16 protein-coding genes are annotated in these 18,036 nt (G+C 72.4%); 9 read left to right on the top strand and 7 right to left on the bottom strand.

Annotated features, from left to right (window positions below; all coding sequences use genetic code 11):
- Window positions 1-11: 11 nt before the first annotated feature.
- Genes SM418_RS32430 through SM418_RS32415 form a run of 4 tightly spaced genes read right to left on the bottom strand, consistent with a single transcriptional unit; the run spans window position 12 to window position 2,993 of the window.
- Window positions 12-800, bottom strand: a complete 789-nt coding sequence (locus SM418_RS32430) for an SDR family NAD(P)-dependent oxidoreductase (RefSeq protein ID WP_371945337.1) — start codon at window positions 798-800, stop codon at window positions 12-14.
- A complete protein-coding gene (locus SM418_RS32425) occupies window positions 797-1,597 on the bottom strand; it encodes an SDR family NAD(P)-dependent oxidoreductase (RefSeq protein WP_371945339.1) in 801 nt (266 codons plus the stop codon). The genes SM418_RS32430 and SM418_RS32425 overlap by 4 nt, the downstream gene beginning before the upstream one ends.
- The gene (locus SM418_RS32420; protein WP_371945341.1) at window positions 1,594-1,833 is read right to left on the bottom strand and encodes a ferredoxin; all 240 of its coding nucleotides are present in this window, start codon (window positions 1,831-1,833) and stop codon (window positions 1,594-1,596) included. The genes SM418_RS32425 and SM418_RS32420 overlap by 4 nt, the downstream gene beginning before the upstream one ends.
- A complete protein-coding gene (locus SM418_RS32415; RefSeq protein ID WP_371945343.1) occupies window positions 1,830-2,993 on the bottom strand; it encodes a 3-ketosteroid-9-alpha-monooxygenase, oxygenase component in 1,164 nt (387 codons plus the stop codon). The genes SM418_RS32420 and SM418_RS32415 overlap by 4 nt, the downstream gene beginning before the upstream one ends.
- Before the next feature lie 148 nt (window positions 2,994-3,141).
- On the opposite strand from SM418_RS32415, the gene hsaA reads away from it, so the two are divergent.
- On the top strand, window positions 3,142-4,308 hold the full coding sequence (gene hsaA / locus SM418_RS32410; protein WP_371945345.1) for a 3-hydroxy-9,10-secoandrosta-1,3,5(10)-triene-9,17-dione monooxygenase oxygenase subunit: 1,167 nt from the start codon (window positions 3,142-3,144) through the stop codon (window positions 4,306-4,308).
- A 150-nt stretch (window positions 4,309-4,458) separates the two neighbouring features.
- Here the strand turns inward: hsaA and SM418_RS32405 are convergent, their stop codons facing one another.
- The gene (locus tag SM418_RS32405) at window positions 4,459-5,610 is read right to left on the bottom strand and encodes an alpha/beta hydrolase family protein (RefSeq protein ID WP_371945369.1); all 1,152 of its coding nucleotides are present in this window, start codon (window positions 5,608-5,610) and stop codon (window positions 4,459-4,461) included.
- 5 nt (window positions 5,611-5,615) lie between these two features.
- Window positions 5,616-7,118, bottom strand: coding sequence for an FAD-dependent oxidoreductase (locus SM418_RS32400; RefSeq protein ID WP_371945347.1), 1,503 nt, complete (start codon window positions 7,116-7,118; stop codon window positions 5,616-5,618).
- A 197-nt stretch (window positions 7,119-7,315) separates the two neighbouring features.
- Between SM418_RS32400 and SM418_RS32395 the strand changes: the two genes are divergently transcribed.
- The 3 genes from SM418_RS32395 to SM418_RS32385 are packed head-to-tail and all read left to right on the top strand — an operon-like array spanning window position 7,316 to window position 9,514.
- Window positions 7,316-7,930, top strand: a complete 615-nt coding sequence (locus SM418_RS32395; protein ID WP_371945349.1) for a TetR/AcrR family transcriptional regulator — start codon at window positions 7,316-7,318, stop codon at window positions 7,928-7,930.
- Window positions 7,931-7,978: 48 nt separating this feature from the next.
- Window positions 7,979-8,728 carry an SDR family NAD(P)-dependent oxidoreductase gene (locus SM418_RS32390; protein WP_371945351.1) on the top strand — a complete coding sequence of 250 codons (750 nt, stop codon included), beginning with the start codon at window positions 7,979-7,981 and terminating at the stop codon, window positions 8,726-8,728.
- Window positions 8,729-8,737: 9 nt separating this feature from the next.
- Entirely contained in the window at window positions 8,738-9,514 is a 777-nt protein-coding gene (locus SM418_RS32385) for an SDR family oxidoreductase (protein WP_371945353.1), read from the top strand.
- 73 nt (window positions 9,515-9,587) lie between these two features.
- Here SM418_RS32385 and SM418_RS32380 read toward each other — a convergent pair whose 3' ends face one another.
- Window positions 9,588-10,508 (bottom strand): SDR family NAD(P)-dependent oxidoreductase, encoded by a 921-nt coding sequence (locus SM418_RS32380; RefSeq protein ID WP_371945355.1) that lies wholly within the window; start codon window positions 10,506-10,508, stop codon window positions 9,588-9,590.
- Between the two features lie 170 nt (window positions 10,509-10,678).
- Between SM418_RS32380 and SM418_RS32375 the strand changes: the two genes are divergently transcribed.
- From SM418_RS32375 to SM418_RS32355, 5 genes are all read left to right on the top strand, one after another.
- A complete protein-coding gene (locus tag SM418_RS32375; protein ID WP_371945357.1) occupies window positions 10,679-12,274 on the top strand; it encodes an acyl-CoA synthetase in 1,596 nt (531 codons plus the stop codon).
- Between the two features lie 45 nt (window positions 12,275-12,319).
- Window positions 12,320-13,480 carry a steroid 3-ketoacyl-CoA thiolase gene (locus tag SM418_RS32370; RefSeq protein ID WP_371945359.1) on the top strand — a complete coding sequence of 387 codons (1,161 nt, stop codon included), beginning with the start codon at window positions 12,320-12,322 and terminating at the stop codon, window positions 13,478-13,480.
- Between the two features lie 2 nt (window positions 13,481-13,482).
- Complete coding sequence (locus SM418_RS32365) at window positions 13,483-15,657, top strand: acyl-CoA dehydrogenase family protein (RefSeq protein ID WP_371945361.1); 2,175 nt, start codon at window positions 13,483-13,485, stop codon at window positions 15,655-15,657.
- Window positions 15,657-16,268, top strand: coding sequence for a PaaI family thioesterase (locus SM418_RS32360; RefSeq protein WP_371945363.1), 612 nt, complete (start codon window positions 15,657-15,659; stop codon window positions 16,266-16,268). The genes SM418_RS32365 and SM418_RS32360 overlap by 1 nt, the downstream gene beginning before the upstream one ends.
- A 108-nt stretch (window positions 16,269-16,376) precedes the next feature.
- Complete coding sequence (locus SM418_RS32355) at window positions 16,377-17,894, top strand: alpha/beta hydrolase (protein WP_371945365.1); 1,518 nt, start codon at window positions 16,377-16,379, stop codon at window positions 17,892-17,894.
- Window positions 17,895-18,036 lie beyond the last annotated feature (142 nt).

The following is an 18,036-nucleotide window of genomic DNA, read 5'->3' as shown; positions in this document are numbered from 1 at the left end:
CGTCGATGCGATCAGGATGGGTCCGGCAGCATCTTCTTCATGGCCTCGTGGGCGCCGGAGACGAGGCGGTCGCGCGGGAAGCCCGCGCGCTTCTGCGCGGCCTTGTAGTTGCCGCCCGCGACCCAGATCGGGCCGTCCTTGAGGTGTTCGAGGCCCTCGCGGGCGATGTCGTCGGGCTCGGCGACGTTGAGCCCCGGCATGTCCATGTTGAGGCCGGCACGTTCCATCGCCGGGGTGCGGGTCACGCCGAGGACGAGTTCCAGGACGTCCACCCCGTGCTCGCGCATCTCCAGCCACAGGCCCTCGGCGAACACCCGGCCGAACGCCTTGACGGCGGAGTAGATGCTGATCTGCGCCTGGCCCATGTAGCCGGCGAGGGAGCCGACCAGCAGCAGGCCGCCGCGGCCCCGCTCCTTCATCAGCGCGCCGAAGTGGTGCGTGAACGCGAGCTGCGCGGTGATGTTCAGGTCGATGACGCCCTGGAAGCGCTCCAGGTCGCCGGTGACGAACTCGTGGCCGTAGCTGTTCGCGCCCGCGTTGAAGATCATCAGGCCGACGTCCAGGCCGTCGGTGACCTCGCGGACCGTCTTCAGCGGGTCGGGGGAGATCAGGTCCAGCTCCACCGTGCGGACCTCCACCCCCTTCGCCCGGACGGCCTCGGCGGTCTCCGCCAGCGGGCCGGGCTTGCGGGCGATCAGCACGAGGTTCAGGCCCGCGTCGGCGAGGCGGTGTGCGAACGCGGCGCCGACCCCCTCCGAGCCGCCCGCGATGACGGCCCACGGACCATAGGTGTCGATCATGTCTCTCCGTCCAGGTCCGGGGTCCAGGCGACGCCGTTGATGTGCGAGCCGCCGTCCACGAACAGGGTGTTTCCGGTCAGGTAGCGGGCGTCCTCGGACGCGAGGAACAGCGCCACCGGTGCGATGTCGGTCTCCGGGTCGCCGAGGCGGCCCATCGGGTTGGCGCGGTCGGCGGCGGCCTCGATCTCCGGATGCTCGGACGCCATCCGCCGGAACGCCGCGCTCTTGGCGCCCGGGCAGATCGCGTTGACGACGACGCCGGTCGGCGCCCACTCGCGGGCGGCCGTGCGGGTCAGCGTCCGGAGGGCCTCCTTGGCCGAGTTGTACTCCAGGGTCCCCATGTGGGCGTTGACCCCGTTCAGCGAGCACATGTTGACGACGCGTCCCCACCCTTGTGCCTTCATGTGCGGGAACGCGGCCTGCATCGCCCACAGCGGGCCGTAGTAGCCCATGGCGAAACCGCGGGCGAGCTGCTCGTCGGTCTTGTTCTCGACGCGGCCGACGGTCCCGGCGCCCCAGGCGTTGTTGACCAGGACGTCCACGCCGCCCCACGCCTCGACGGCCGCCGCGACCATGGCCTCGACCTGCGCCCTGTCGGTCACGTCCGTCCGGACGAACCGCGCCTCGGCGCCGAACTCGCCGGTCAGTTCACGCGCGACCGCCGCCCCGCTCTCGGGGTTCAGCTCCGCCACCAGGACGCGGGCGCCCTCGGCGGCGAAGCGGCGGGCGACGCCGCGTCCGATGCCGTCGCCCGCGCCCGTGACGACCGCGGTCCGCCCGGCCAGCCGTCCGCTCACTCGACCACCCGGACGGCGCCGGTCAGCGCCGCCTCCTGGATCGCCGAGCGCAGCGCCGGGCACGTCGCGTGCGGGTCCTCGCCGAGGTTCACGCACGCGGCCCGCGCGGCGGCGTTCCACTGGATGCTCGTCTGCTCCCAGCTCGCCTTGCGCACCATCACCTCGGCGGCGCAGCGGCGGCAGGCGACGGGCACCAGCGGGCCGTCCAGCAGGCGCTCGTCCTGGCGGGTCGTCACGCCGAGGCCCCCTCGCGGCGCGCGAGGTTCTCCTCGACCTCCTTCTCCCAGGACTCGACCGGACGCGTCGTGTCGATCTCGTACTCGAAGCGGTCGGTCATCTCCGGAGTGACGTCGGCGGCGTCCACGTAGAACTGCTCGTACCAGCGGCGGAGCTGGTAGACGGGCCCGTCCTCCTCGCACAGCAGCGGGTTGTCGATGCGCGTCTTGTTCCGCCAGATCTCGATGTCCTGCTCGAAACCGGTGAGGATGAAGTCCGACAGCTTCTCCGCGGTCGCCTCGGCGGCCGCGGCCGGCAGCGCGGCGCTGTGCTGGACGATGATGCCCGAGTGCAGCGCGAACGAGTTCTCGTCGATCGGGTAGTGACAGTTGATCAGGACGGAGTGCAGGTCGTACCCCTCGTAGTGGTACGTCAGCTCGTCGATCATGAAGGAGGGGCCGTGGTAGGACGCGACGGAGGTGTTGCCGAGCATCCGCGGCCCGCCGCCGCCCTCGTCGCCCTCCCGCTGCCGGCGGGCGTCCTCCCGGGTCACGCCCTTCATGATCTGCGTGGCGGTCTGCTTCTCGAAGATGTTCTTGAAGTACGTCGGGAACGACTTGTGGATGTAGAAGAAGTGCGCCATGTCCACGACGTTGTCGATGACCTCGCGGGCGTTGGTGTGGACGATCGTCTCCGTCCAGCGCCAGTCGGTCCAGTCGTCGCGGGTCGCGCCCTCGATCACCGGGATCGTCACGTCCGCCGGGGGCTGCTTGCCCTCCGGGTCGTTCCAGACGAACAGCAGCTTGTCCTGCTCCATCGTCGGCCACGCCGAGGTGCGGGCCCGCAGCGGGACGCGCCGCGAGTACGGGATCTTCTTGCAGCGGCCGTCGCCGCCCCAGCGCCAGTCGTGGAAGGGGCAGGCGATCTCGTTGCCCTTGACGCTGCCCTGGGACAGGTCGCCGCCCATGTGCCGGCAGTAGGCGTCCAGGACGTTCGTCTTCCCGTCCTCGCCCGTGAAGACCACGAGCTTCTGGCCGAACGCGTTGACCGTGTGGGGCTTGCCGTCCTTGAACTTCTCGGCGAGCCCGAGGCAGTGCCATCCCCGGGCGAAACGGCGGGAGATCGCCTCCGCCTCGATGGCGCGGACGGCGTCCGACTCGGTTGCGGTCACGTGGATCATCCCTTCAGCGAATGGACGGGTGATTCGAACGTTAGGTCGCAGGTCACCGTCCTGGCCGGTGAGTCCCGGTGGCCGGGACGCGCGGCCTCGCGGCGGCACGGCAGCATGGTCTCCTGCAAAGGCCGTCAAGGGAACACGAGGAGCGGGGATGAGCAACGAGGTCCTGGACGCCGTGCGCGGACTCCTGCCGGGCATCGCCGAGCGGGCCCGGTCCGTGGACGAGAAGGGGAGCATCCCCGCCGAGACGATCCGGGAGCTGAGCGGCGCCGGGGTGTTCCGGATGCTCCAGCCCACCCGGTACGGCGGCGCCGAGCACGACCCGGTCGCCTTCTACGAGGTGGTCCGGGAGATCTCCGGCGCGTGCGGCTCGACCGGCTGGGTGTCGGCGATCCTCGGCGTCCACTCCTGGCACCTCGGCCTGTTCTCCGACGAGGCGCAGGGCGAGGTGTGGGGCGCCGGCCCGGACACCCTGGTGTCCTCGTCCTACGCGCCGATCGGCCGCCTCACCCCGGTCGAGGGCGGCTACGAGCTGACCGGCCGGTGGTCGTTCTCGTCCGGTGTCGAGTTCGCCTCCTGGGCGCTCCTCGGCGCCCTCGTCGTCGGCGCGGAGGGCCGCCCGGTCGACTTCATGACGGTGCTCGTCCCCGAGACCGACTACGAGATCCGCCCGGTGTGGGACTCGATGGGCCTGCGCGGCACCGCCAGCGACGACATCGTGGTGGAGCGGGCGTTCGTCCCGTCCCACCGCGCCATGCGCAACTTCGAGCAGGCCCAGCTCCGCAACCCGGGCCGCAAGGTCAACACCGGCCCCCTCTACCGCATGCCGTTCGGCACGATCTTCACCGGCACGGTCACGGCCAGCGTCATCGGCATGGCGGCGGGCTGCCACGACCACTACGTGGCGAGGATGCGCGACCGGATCCGCCTCAGCCTCGGCGGCGGGCGCTTCGTGGAGGACCCGCACGCCCAGGTCGCCGTCGCCCGCGCCGCCTCGGAGATCGACGCCGCGATCCTGCAGACCGACCGGAACGTCCGGGAGATCCACGATTACGCGGCCCGCAACGAGAAGATCCCGATGGAGCTGCGCCTGCGCGCCCGCCGCGACCAGGTCCGCGGCACCGAGCGAGCCATCGAGGCGATCGACATCCTGTTCAAGACCGCCGGCGGCAACTCGCTGCACCGCGGCAACGTCATCGAGCGCGCCTGGCGCGACGCCCACGCCGGCAGCGTCCACGTGGCCAACGACGTCGAGCACGCCCTGTCCATGTGGGGCCGCGGCATCTTCGGCCTGAAGGTCGAGGACAACCTCGTCTGACGGCGCCCCCCTCGGGGGCTGGACTCGCCGGAGACCAGCGTGTTACCAGGCGGGCCGGGCCGCGCGAGCTTTCCCTCTCGTTGAGTTGCGGCGAGTCGTCGCTATGAGTAGCCGGATAACGACGACTCGCCGCATGTCAACGAGCCGCCGTCAGCAGGTGGTGGGCGGTGCCTCGCCGTTGCGGATGGACTGGACGAACCGCAGGGACGCGTCGAACGAGGCGGGGATGGCACCCCGGTGGTCGGCGCCGTCGAACGGGCTGTAGGCGATGTTCCCGTAGCGCTTGCAGAGGTCGTTCACGACGTTCTGCGTCGCGGCGGGGGCGACCTCACGGTCGGCGGTGCCCTGGGCGACCAGCGTCGGGACCTTGATGTTCAGCCCGAGCGCCTCCTGCGAGTTGTAGTAGTCCTCGAACCGGGTCAGGTCGGCGTCGGGGCGGAACACGTTGTTCAGCTGCAGACCCTTGCTGAGCTGCTTGAGCTGGAACAGGCACGCGTCCGTCCGGCCGGCCTTGGCGACGGCGGCGGCGTCGTCCGTCAGCAGGTCCTCGGGGACGAACGTCGGGTCGGCGGCCTGGAGACCGTTGAGCAGGACGAACAGGAACGGCAGCCCGAGTTCGGCGCCCGGGTACTGCGCCTTGACGTACTGCGCGGTCACGGCCATGTTCGAGCCGGGCGCGATCGCCACGGCGCCGCGCAGCCGGACGTCCTTCGGCTTCTCCGCGGCCGCCGCCGCGTAGAGCGTCGCCTGGCCGCCCTGGCTGTGACCGGCGACGAACCAGTCGCGCCCGATGCGGTTGTCGGCCTTGCGGGCGGCGCGGACGATGTCGACGATGGTGTTCGCCTCGCTGACGCCGTTCATGTACGGGTGCCCGCCGGGGGTGCCGAGGCCCTCGTAGTCGGTCTGGACGACGGCGTAGCCGTTCGCGACCCACTTGTCCAGGTACGACTCGGTGATCGCCAGGGAGTCGCGGACCGGGCCGCCCTCGGCGTCGGCGGACGGGGCGCAGATGTCGGCGGTCCCGGTCGTCCCGTGGGCCCAGCTCAGCACCGGCCAGCCGCCGGGCGGCGGCGTGCCCTTCGGGACGGCGACCGTGCCCGAAACCGTGATCCGCTTCCCGCCCACGCCCTCGGAGACGTAGGTGACGAACCGGTTGGCGGACGCGCTCGGCAGCGCCGCCAGGTTCGTCAGCGGGCTGCTGCTGAGCAGCTTGCCGCGCTGGGCCGGGGCGGCCTGCGCGGGGACGGCGGCGATCCCGGCCGCCGCGGCGCAGGTGACGGCCGCGACGGCGACCCGTGCCATTGATCTCACGTGTGGTTCCTCCTGATGTCCTGGACGGCGCGGTAGGCGAACGCCATGGCCGACCCGATCGGAATGCCCGGACCCGGGTAGACGGGTCCGGTGAACGAGGCACTGGTGTTGCCCGCGGCGTAGAGGCCGGGGATCGGACGGTCCGAGCCGTCCAGGACGCGGGCGTCGGGGTCGGTGCGCAGCCCGCCCTTCGTCCCGAGGTCGCTCAGGACGACCTCCGCCGCGAAGTACGGGGCCCGGTCGACGGCGACGACGCACGGTCTGCCGCCGGAGAAGTACCGGTCGTAGGGGTCCTCGCCGCGGTGGAAGTCGCCGTCCACGCCGTTCTCGGCGAAGCCGTTGAACCGGCCGACGGTCTCGCCCAGGGCCTGCGGGGAGAGGCCGATCCTCCCGGCCAGCTCGTCCAGGGACCCGGCCTGGACCCAGCGGCCCGCGGCGACCTGCTCGTCCGTCGTCAGCGGCGGGACGGAGATCGCCGGCAGCCCGCCCGCCCGCGAATCCCAGACCAGGTGGAACGGTCCCTGGGCACCGGCCATGCGCCGGCCCATCTGGTCGTAGGGCAGCGACTCGTTCGCGAAGCGCCGCCCCGACCCGTCCACGATGAGCCCGCCCCGGAACCCGAGCGTGAACGCGGGCCGCCCGTCCGCCGTCAGCAGCCCGGGGCAGAACCACGCCTGGTCCAGCAGCCCGGTGGACGCGCCGATCCGCACCGCCGCCTCGATCGCGTCGCCGGTGTTCGCGCCGTCCGGTGCCATCGTCCAGTCCGCGCCGCCGGGCACGGCACGCGACGCCCGCAGCGGAGCCGACGACTCGAACCCGCCGGCGGCCAGCAGCACGCCGCGCGGAGCCCGCAGCCGGACGGAACCGGCCTGCACGCCGACGACCCGCCCGTCCTCCACGACCAGGTCGGTCAGCGGGGTCTCTGTCCGGACGAACCCGTTCCCGGTCGCGGTGAACGCCAGCAGCAGCCGCCCGATCAGCGCCCGCCCCTGCGCCATCGGCTTCGCCGAATGGCCCCGCCCCGCCCGGTCACGGTCGACCGGCGGCCGGACGAGCCCCGCCAGCTCCTCGCCGAGCCGCTCAAGGGGCAGCTCCAGCGGGACGAACGAACGCCCCATGTCCATGCGTCCGGGCGCGGGGAAGTAGTCGGGAAACGCCTGGAACCGGAACTCGATCGCCGGGTCCCGCTCCAGGAACTCCACCAGCTCGGGCGCCGTCGACAGGAACGCCTCGCGGTGCGCCGCGCCGTCGTCCCCGATCAGCGCCCGCAGGTACGTGCGCGCCGACTCGGTCGAGTCGCCGATCCCGGCCCGCTCCTGCACCCGCGTGCCCGGCAGCCAGACCGCCGCACCCGAGTACGCGGACGTCCCGCCGAGGACGCGCGTCTTCTCCAGGACCAGGGTCCGCAGCCCGGCGGACGCCGCCGCGAGCGCGCCCGCCATCGCCCCGGCGCCGGAACCGGCCACCACCACGTCGTACTCGTCGTCCCATTTTCCCACGTGACGTCCCCTCCAGCCCGCAATATCCAGCGCGGCGCTCACGGTAGACGCGGCCCGCGCGGCCGCGGGACCTCCCGTCCCACTGACCGGTATCGCTGATCGCGGCGACGGCCGGGAAACTGGATATTGTTCCTTGTCGGCACACCGGTCAGCGTCGGCGCACCGGTCAGCGCACCGATGGACCCGGAGGGAGGGCCGTGGCGAGGATCGCAGCGGCGAGGCCGTCCGCCGAGCCCAGCTCGCCCGAGCAGCACGACCGGCGGCAGCGCATCCTCCGCGCCGCGTCGCGCATCGGCACCGAGAAGTCCCTCGAACGCGTCCAGATGCACGAGGTGGCGAAGGCCGCCGGGGTCGCGATCGGCACCCTGTACCGGTACTTCCCGTCGAAGGTGCACCTGTTCACCGCGGTGATGGCGGCGCAGGTCGACCGGCTCCGCGAGCAGGTGTCCGAGCCGGCTCCCGGCGTCGCGCCCGAGGACGCGGTCGCCGACATGCTGGTGCAGGCCAGCCGGAACCTGATGGCCCAGCCCGTCCTGTCGGCGTCGATGCTGCACGCGTCGAACACCGCGCACGTCGCGACCGTCGCCGACACCGTCCACATCGACAACACGTTCCGGGAGATCCTGCTGCGCGCCGTGGGCATCGAGGTTCCGACCGCGCAGGACGTCACGCTCGTCCGGCTGCTGATGCAGTGCTGGTACGGGGTGCTCCAGTCGAGCCTGAACGGCCGCGCCTCCATGGCGGACGTCGAGAGCGACATCCGGCTCGCGTGCCGGCTCCTGCTGGCGCCCCGCTCCAACGCCTCCCAGTGATCGGGACGGCCGGGACGGTCGTCCCGGGGCCGCCGCTACCGTGCCGCCATGAATCGCTATGACGGCGTGAGAGTGCTGCTCACCGGGGCCGCGTCCGGCATCGGACGGGCCACGGCGATCCGCCTCACCACCGAGGGCGCCGCGGTCTACGCCGTGGACCTCTCCGAGAAGGGCCTCGCCGAGACGGCCGAGGCGGTCACCGGTCCCGGCACGATCACCACCCGCCCGGCCGACGTGACCGACGAGCCCGCCGTGATCGCCGCGGTCGCGGACGCGGCCGAGACGCTCGGCGGCATCGACGTCCTCGTGAACGTGGCGGGCGTCCACAAGACCACCCCGATCGAGACCCTGACGGTGGACGACCTGAACCGGCTGTTCTCCGTCAACCTCGTCGGAACCGCCCTGTTCTGCCGCGAGTCGCTCAAGCACCTTCCCGACCGCACCGGCGTGATCGTCAACACGGCCTCGCTGTCGGCGACGCAGGGCAACCCGTACATGACGGCGTACTCGGCGTCCAAGGGCGCGGTCCTGGCGTTCTCCCTCAGCCTCGCCGCCGAGCTGGCCGCCCGCCGCATCCGCGTCGTGCCGATCTCGCCGGGCGCCGTCGACACCCCGCTGGTCCGGAACGCCGACATGTTCCCGCCCGGCCTCGACCTGAACTACTTCTCCAAGATCCGGTCCTACTACGGCGCCGCCGACCCGGAGATGATCGCCGCGGCGATCGCGTTCGCCGGGTCGTCCGACGCGGCCTACTACACCGGCGCCGACTTCCGTGTCGACGGCGGCGCACACACCTAGGAGACAGACATGGCACGCACCATCGCCGTCAGCGGTTCCGCGTCCGGCATCGGCAAGGCCCTCACCGGGCTGCTGCGCGAGCAGGGCGACACCGTCATCGGGATCGACCTGCGCGGCGCGGACGTCTGCGCCGACCTCAGCGTCCCCGAGGGCCGGGCGGGCGCGGTCGCGGAGACGCTGGAGAAGGCGGGCGGGCGGCTCGACGCCGTCGTGGCCTGCGCCGGCGTCTCCGACTTCACGATCATGCCGGTCAAGGTGAACTTCTTCGGCGCCGTCGGGCTGCTGGAGGGGCTGCGTCCCGCCCTCGCCGCGGCGCAGGCGCCGCGCGCCGCCGTCGTCGGCTCGATCTCCGGCACCCACCCGGTGGACGACGACGTCGTCCGCGCCTGCCTCGAGCTCGACGAGCCGGCGGCGATCGCGGCGGCGACGAAGGTCGAGGAGAGCGGGTTCGGGGGCCGGCTGTACCCGTCCTCGAAGTCGGCGCTCGCCCAGTGGCTGCGGCGCGTCTGCACCACCCCCGAGTGGGCGGGCGCGGGCATCCCGCTGAACGCGATCGCGCCGGGCGTCGTCAAGACCCCGATGAGCGCCCCGCTGTTCGAGGACGAGGGCATGCTCCAGATCATGAAGGAGGCCGTCCCGATGCCGCTGAACGGCTTCGCCGAGGCGGAGGTGATCGCCGAGGCGCTGCGCTGGCTGATCTCCCCGGTCAACACCCACATGACCGGCCAGATCATCTACGTGGACGGCGGCGCCGAGGCCACCCTCCGCGACGCGTCCCACTTCTGAGCGCCCGGGAGGCCCGGTGGACGCCGCCGGCCGCCCCTTCGCGCCACGGGGGCGGCCGGCGGCGGGTCCTGGATCAGTACTTACTGGTACCGGTGTTGTCGAGGGCGGCGACGCTGTAGGCGGCGTAGGTCCGCTGCGCGTCGCGCTCCTCGAAGTAGGGCGTGACCTGCGCGCCGAACTCGTCGACGGAGAAGACGCCCTCGGCCGCCGTGAACTTGTGCTCCACGGTCGGCGCGGCCATCAGCGCGACCATGTCGCCGTAGACGACGAACACCTGGCCGGAGATCTTCTCCGCGGCGGGGGAGGCCAGGTAGGCCACGAACGTTCCGACCCGTTCGGGCGCCATCGCGTCGACGCCGCCCGGGGCGGTGCCTTCGGCGAAGCTCGCCTCGGTCATCGCGGTGCGGGCGCGGGGGCAGATCGCGTTGGCGCGCACCCCGTACCGGCCGAGCCCGGCGGACGTCGACAGCGTGAGCGCCACGATGCCGGCCTTGGCCGCGGAGTAGTTCGGCTGGCCCGCGGAGCCGAAGAGGAACGCCTCCGAACTGGTGTTGACCACGCGTCCGTAGACGGGGCCGCCGGCGGCCTTGCTCGCGGCGCGCCAGTGCACGGCGGCGGCGCGGGACACCGACGCGTGCCCCTTCAGGTGGACGTGGATGACGTCGTCCCAGTCCGACTCGGACAGGTTGAACAGCATCTTGTCGCGCAGCACGCCCGCGTTGTTCACCACGATGTCCAGCGAGCCGAACGTGTCGACGGCCGCCGACACCAGCGTGTCACCGAGCGACCAGTCGCCGACGTCCCCCTTCACCGCGAGGGCCTGGCCGCCGGCCTGCTTGATCTCGGCGACGACGTCGTCGGCGGCCGGGCCCATGTCGTTGACGACGACGTCGGCGCCCTGGGCCGCGAGGGCGAGGGCCTCGGTGCGGCCAAGCCCGGCGCCCGCGCCGGTGACGATGGCGGTGCGGCCCGCCAGGGAGAGGTCAGCGTTCATCGAAGCCTCCGGGTCGGTGTGTTCGGTTGCCGCTCGGAGACTAGTACGAATTCTACTTCTGCCCGCGGTCACGTCCCGCTGAGCGGGTGCCGCTCATGCCCGCCAGCGGGAAGACCACTGAGTGGGACTTCCGTTGGCCCAGAACGAGAATGAATTCTAATATTCCCGGTATGACGCTGAACCTGGCGACCCTGTACGAGGCCGTGGCGGCGGCCGTCCCCGACCGCCTCGCCCTCGTCTGCGGCGACCGCCGGCTCACCTTCGCCGAGTTGGACGCGCGCGCCGACGCGGCGGGACGCCGGCTGCGCGCGGCGGGCATCGCGCCGGGCGAGCACGTCGGTCTCCACATGCTGAACGGCACCGAGTACGTCGAGACGCTGCTCGGCTGCCTGAAGATCCGGGCCGTGCCGATCAACATCAACTACCGGTACACCGACGGCGAGCTCCGCTACCTCTACACCAACGCCGGGCTGACCGGCCTGGTCGTCGACGACGTGTTCGCGCCGGCCGCCGCGCGGGTCGCGGGCGACTGCCCTGAACTGCGCGTCGTCTCCGTCGTCCGGACGGGGGAGACGGCGGAGAAGCCGTCGTGGCCGTCGGGGATCAGCGTCGGCGACTACACCTCCGAGCCCGGCGAGCCCGACCCGTCCCTCCGTGAAGGGCGCACCGCCGACGACCGCTACGTCCTCTACACGGGCGGGACCACGGGCAACCCCAAGGGCGTCGTCTGGCGGCACGAGGACTTCTACATGGCGGCCGTCAAGGGCGGGAACCCTTACGGCGAACCGCGCCGCACCGTCGAGGAACTGGTCGAGGGCGCCACGACCGGGTTCGAGCTCAGCTACATGCTGACGATGCCGCTGATGCACGGCGCCGCGTCCTACAACCTGTTCATGGCGCTGCTCACCGGCTGCAAGACGATCCTGATGCGCCGCTTCGACGCGCTGGACGTGCTCCGCACGATCGACCGCGAGAAGCCGATGGTCCTCTCGGTGGTGGGGGACGCCATCGCGCGCCCGATCGCCGACGCGATCCGCGCGCACGGCGCCGAGTACGACCTGTCGTCCGTCAAGGTGCTCGGGTCGGGCGGCGCGATCCTGTCCCGCAGCGTGCAAGAGGAGTTCGCCGAACTGCTCCCCGGCATCCACGTGAACAACGCGTTCGGCGCGTCGGAGTCGGGCGCGGACGGCACCATAGCCATCGGCGAGGACGGCCTGATGCGCCTCGCCGCCGACCCGCGCGTCACCGTCGTGGACGCGACCATGAAGCCGGTGCCGCCCGGGTCGGACGAGGTCGGATATGTCGCCCGCTCCGGGAACGTCCCGCTCGGCTACCACAACGACCCGGAGAAGACCGCGAAGACGTTCCCCGTCATCGACGGGAAGCGCTGGACGATCCTCGGCGACATGGCCCGCGTCGAGGCGGACGGCACGGTCGTCGTCCTCGGACGCGGCTCCGGCTGCATCAACACCGGCGGCGAGAAGGTGTTCCCGGAGGAGGTCGAGCAGGCCCTCAAGTCGCACCCCGCCGTGATGGACGCGCTGGTCGCGGGCGTCCCCGACGACCGCTTCGGCGAACGTGTCGCCGCCGTCGTGGAACTGCGGCCCGGCACGTCCGCCACCACCGACGGCCTGCGGACGCACTGCCGCGAGCACCTCGCCGGCTACAAGATCCCCGCCGTGGTCACCTTCACGGACGCGATCGTCCGCTCCCCGAGCGGCAAAGCCGACTACCGCTGGGCCAAGCGCGTCCTGACGCAGAACTGACCCGACCCCGGCCCCCGCGGCCGATCGGAACCAAGGAGACATCTCATGCCTGAGGCCGTCATCGTCGACGCCGTCCGGACGCCGGTCGGCAAGCGCTACGGCGCCCTGTCCGGGCTGCACCCGGCCCAGCTGCTCGGGTTGACGCAGCGCGGGCTGCTCGACCGCGCGGGCGTCGACGCGGCGACGGTCGGGCAGGTCGTCGGCGGGTGCGTCACGCAGGCGGGCGAGCAGGCCAACAACGTGACCCGCAACGCGTGGCTGCATGCGGGCCTGCCCTACACGACGGCGTGCACGTCGATCGACTGCGCGTGCGGGTCGTCCCAGCAGGCCGTGCACCTGATCGCCGGGCTGATCGCGTCCGGGACGATCGACACCGGCATCGGCTGCGGCGTCGAGGCGATGAGCCGGGTGTTCCTCGGGCAGGCGCTCACCCCCGAGACCGGCAGCCCCCTCCCCGAGGGCTGGGTGTTCGACTACCCCGACCAGTTCACCGCCGCCGAGCGCATCGCGAGCAAGCGCGGCATCACCCGCGCGGACGCCGACGCGCTCGGGCTCGCGTCGCAGGCCAAGGCGAAGGCGGCCTGGGCGGAGGACCGGTTCGCCGGGCAGGTCCTCGAGGTCGAGGCGCCCGTCATGACCAGGGAGGGGCCGACCGGGGAGGTCGCCGTCGTCACCCGCGACCAGGGGCTGCGCGACACGACCGCCGAGGCGCTCGCCGGGCTGAAGCCCGTCATCCCGGACGGCGTCCACACCGCCGGCAACTCGTCCCAGATCAGCGACGGCGCCGCCGCGGTGCTGCTGATGTCCGCCGAGCGGGCCGCGGAGCTCGGGCTCCGCCCGCGCGCCCGGATCGTCGCGTCCGGGATGGTCGGGTCCGACCCGTACTACCACCTGGACGGGCCGATCGAGTCGACGCGGCACGTCCTGGAACGGGCGGGCATGAAGCTGTCCGACATCGACCTCGTCGAGATCAACGAGGCGTTCGCGTCGGTCGTCCTGTCGTGGGCGTCCGTGCTGGACGCGGACATGGACAAGGTCAACGTCAACGGCGGCGCCATCGCGCTCGGCCACGCGGTCGGGTCGACCGGCGCCCGCCTCATCACGCAGGCCGTGCACGAGCTGGAACGGTCCGACAAGTCGACCGCGCTCGTCACGATGTGCGCGGGCGGCGCGCACTCCACGGCCACCATCATCGAACGGATCTGAGCATGACCATCGGGCTGACCGAGGAGCACCGCGACCTGCGCGACGCCGTGCGGGCCTTCACGTCCCGGCAGGTGACGCCGGCGGTCGTCCGCACGAGCGTGGACGCCGACCGGGAGAAGGCGCCGGCGTTCTGGGACGAACTCGCCGGGCAGGGCCTGCTCGGCCTGCACCTCCCGGAGGACGCGGGCGGCGCGGGCTACGGGCTGGTCGAACTGGCCGTCGTCCTTGAGGAACTGGGGCGCGCCATGACCCCGGGGCCGTTCCTGCCGACCGTCCTGGCGAGCGCCGTGCTGCACCGCGCGAGGCACTCCGAGCACCTTCCGCCGCTGGCCGACGGAACGACGATCGGCGCGGTGGGACTGGACGCGGGGAGCCTCGTCCTCTCCCGTGCCGGCTCCGGCATCACCGTGACGGGCGTCTCCGGCCCGGTGCTGGGCGGCGCGCTGGCGGACGTCTTCGTCGTCCCCGCGAAGGACGGCGACGGGACGGCCTGGCTCGTCCTGCCGCGAGACGCGTTCGTCGCCGACGAGCTGCCCAGCCACGACCTGACCCGCCGCCTGGCCACCGTCGCGCTGGACGAGGCGACCGTCCCCGCCGGTTCGGTCCTGAACCTGGACTCCCAGGCGGTTCGCGACCTCGCGGCGGTGCTGTTCGCCGCCGAGGCGTCCGGCATGGCCGACTGGGCGACGGTGACCGCCGCCGAGTACGCCAAGGTCCGCGAGCAGTTCGGCCGTCCGATCGGCCAGTTCCAGGGCGTCAAGCACCGCTGCGCCCGGATGCTCGCCCACGCCGAGCAGGCCCGCGCCTGCGCCTGGGACGCCGCCCGCGCCCAGGAGCCCGGCACCGGCCCGGGGGAGGCGTCCCTCGCCGCCGCCGTGGCCGGGGCGACCAGCGTCCAGGCCGCGTTCCAGACCGCGAAGGACTGCGTCCAGACGCTCGGCGGCATCGGCTTCACCTGGGAGCACGACGCCAGCCTGTACCTGCGCCGCACGCAGACCCTGCGCATCCTGCTCGGCTCCACCGCGTCGTGGCGCCGCCGCGTCGCGCGCCTCACCCTGGACGGCGTCCGCCGCGAACTGAGCGTCGAACTGCCGCCGGAGGCCGAGAAGATCCGCGCCGACGTTCGCGCGGAGCTCGAACCGGCCAAGGCCCTGGACGGCAAGGCGCGCGCCGCCTACCTCGCGGACCGCGGCTACACGTCCCCGCACCTCCCCGCCCCCTGGGGCAAGGGCGCGGACGCCGTCACCCAGCTCGTCATCGCCGAGGAGATGCGCGCCGCCGGCCTGCGCGCCCACGACATGATCATCGGCAACTGGGTGGTGCCGACGCTGATCGCGCACGGCTCGCCCGCCCAGCACGAGCGGTTCCTGCCGGGCTCGCTCCGCGGCGACATCCGCTGGTGCCAGCTGTTCTCCGAGCCGGGCGCGGGCTCCGACCTCGCCGCGCTGTCCACCCGCGCGGAGAAGGTCGAGGGCGGCTGGAAGATCACCGGGCAGAAGGTGTGGACGTCCATGGCCCGCGAGGCCGACTGGGGCATCCTGCTCGCGCGCACCGACCCGTCCGTCCCGAAGCACAAGGGCCTGTCGTACTTCCTCATGGACATGAGGTCCGAGGGCATCGACATCCGCCCGCTCCGCGAGCTGACCGGCGACACCCTATTCAACGAGGTGTTCCTGGACGGCGTGTTCATCCCCGACGACCTGCTCGTCTCCGCGCCGGGCGACGGCTGGAAGCTCGCCCGCACGACCCTCGCGAACGAACGCGTCTCGCTCTCGAACGACTCGTCCCTCGGCAGCGGCGGCGAGGCCCTCCTCCAGCTGGTGTCCGACGCCGACGACGAGCGCCTGACCACCCTCGGCGGCATCCTCTGCGACGCCCAGTCGAGCAGCCTGTTCGGCCTGCGCGGCACGTTGCGGTCGCTCGCGGGCGGCCAGCCGGGCGCCGAGTCGAGCATCGGCAAGCTGATCGGCGTCGAGCACATCCAGCAGGTGTGGGAGACCGCCATGGACTGGATCGGCCCCGAAGCCCTGTCCGGACGCGGCGAAGGCGGCATGCAGGACCCGACCTGGATGTTCCTGAACTCCCGGAACATGTCGATCGCGGGCGGCACGACGGACGTCCAGCTCAACATCATCGGCGAGCGCATCCTCGGCCTGCCCCGCGACCCGGTGGCGTGATGACGATCGACCTGCATTCGGACACCCGGTCCGCGGGCGTGGACGCGGCCGTGGACGCGGCCCGCCGCGTCATCGACGCCCTCGTCCGCGCCGGCGACATGACGGACACCGACATGGCCGACGTCGCCGACCACCTGAACGCCGTGGCCGACGACCTCGAATCGAAGGCCCCGCCCCTGCACGACCGCCTGGTCGACATGTGGCGCGGCGACGGCATGACGCGCCACGACCCGGTCACGGGCCCCGAGAACCCGATCGCGCCGCCCCTCGACTACACGGCGGTGGACTCCCGCACCATCGAGGCGGAGACGACGCTGGGCCTGCCCTACCAGGGGCCGCCGTCCAGCGTCCACGGCGGCGTCTCGGCACTGCTGCTCGACCACACCCTGGGCGTGGCGAACGGCTGGGCGGGCGCATCGGGAGTGACGGCCGAGCTGACCATCCGCTACCACCACCTGACCCCGCTCTTCGAGCCGCTCACGATCACCGCCCGCCAGGTGTCGGTGGACGGCCGCAAGATCCGCACGACGGGCGAGATCAAGGCGAACGGCGAGACCTGCGTGTCGGCCGAGGGCCTCTTCATAGCCAAACACCCGCCCCGCCCCCGCTGAGATCATCATTCGCCCCCGGTCCGCGCCGGGCACTGCGGCGGGCTGCACCAATGCGACTGCAGCCAGCCGTATAGTGCCGGGCGTCCGGCCGCAATAGCGTCCGTGATCATGAAGTCGACATTCGTGCGGACCGGTGGACGCCTGGTCCCGCTGCTCGCCCTGATCGCTCTGTCCGGCGCCGTCGCGCCCTTGGCCGGAGCCGACGGCGGCAGGCCCTCACCGCTCGCGTGGAAGCCCTGTGCCCAGGGCCCGGACGACGCCGTCGGCGAGGAGCTCGACCGGGCAGGCGCGCGGTGCGCGGAGATCACCGTCCCGCTCGACCATTCCAGGCCCGGCGGCCGCACCATCAAGCTCGCGCTCTCCCGCCTGCCTGCCACCGACCGCGCCCACCGCATCGGCACCATGGTCCTCAACAGCGGCGGCCCCGGCGAACCCACGCTGGCCATGCCCCTGCAGACCCGCGCGGCCATGAAGGACGTCGCCGCGCGCTACGACCTCGTCGGCCTGGACCCCAGGTTCGTCGGGCGCAGCACGCCGCTCGACTGCGGCTGGCCCGTCGGCCTGTGGCTGCGCTCGGCCGGTCCGACCCGTGCCCGGTTCGATCACCAGGTGGCGGTGCAGCGCGACCTGGCCGAGCGCTGCGCCCGGAGCCACGCCGACGTGCTTCCGTACGCCAACACGCGCGACACGGCCCGCGACATCGACCTCGTGCGCCGCGTCCTCGGGGAGCGCCGGATCTCGTTCCTCGGCTACTCCTACGGCAGCTACCTCGGCGCGGTTTACGCCCAGATGTTCCCCGGCCGCACCGACCGCGTGGTCCTGGACAGCGCGGGCGACCCGCGCAAGTGGGGTCCCCGGGCGACGCAGGGAACCGAAGACGAGGCGGAACGTGCGCTGCGCGGCTGGGCTGCCTGGGCTGCCGCACGCCACGGCGCCTACCGCCTCGGCGCCACCCCCGCCCGCGTGCTCGCCACGGTGAACGCGATCCTCACCGCCGCGGAGGACCGCCCGCTGAGCGTCGGCCCGTACGAGGTGGACGACCAGCTGGTCCCGTACCTCCTGTCCGTCGGCTCCGGCGACGACCGTCCCGCGGCCCGTGCGGAGTTCACCTCCACCGTCCAGACCCTGCACGAGGCCGCGCAACGCCGCCCGGCCGACCCTGGCCCCCGACTCGACGAACTCCTCGCGTTCGTGCTGACCAGCGCCGGTTCCCCGCTGGCCGGTCCGACCGCCGCGATCACCTGTGGCGACCGCGCCGCGCCGCGCGACCCCGACGTCTACTGGAACGACGTCCAGCGCAGCCGCGCGCGCCACCCCCTCTTCGGCCCTCTCAAGAACAACATCTGGCCCTGCGCCTTCTGGCCGAGCCGGCCGCGCGAGCGCCCCACGCGCATCGCCAACCCCACTCCCGTTCTCATCGTGTCCGCCACCGGCGACACCGCCACCACCTATGAGGGCAGCAGGGCCATGCACCGGGCGCTGACCGGCTCCCGTCTGCTCACCCTGCGCGGCGCCACCGCCCACGGGATCTACGGCGAGTACGGCAACGCCTGCGTGGACGCCGAGGTCAACGCCTACCTGGCCACCGGCACCCTCCCCGCCACCGACCCGACCTGCCATCCCTGACCGACCCACCCGTCACTGCCGGTCGGGGCGGACGATGTACCAGGCTCCGGATGGTGTGATCCAGATGAGCAGTCCGGGCCAGATCTGGTGGAGTTTCCAGCCGGGGCTTTGTTTCAGCCGGTGATGTCGCCTGCAGAGCGGG

The organism is Actinomadura chokoriensis (assembly GCF_041463665.1).
Classification (GTDB): domain Bacteria; phylum Actinomycetota; class Actinomycetes; order Streptosporangiales; family Streptosporangiaceae; genus Spirillospora; species Spirillospora chokoriensis_A.
This window is presented reverse-complemented; position numbering and strand designations above follow the sequence as displayed.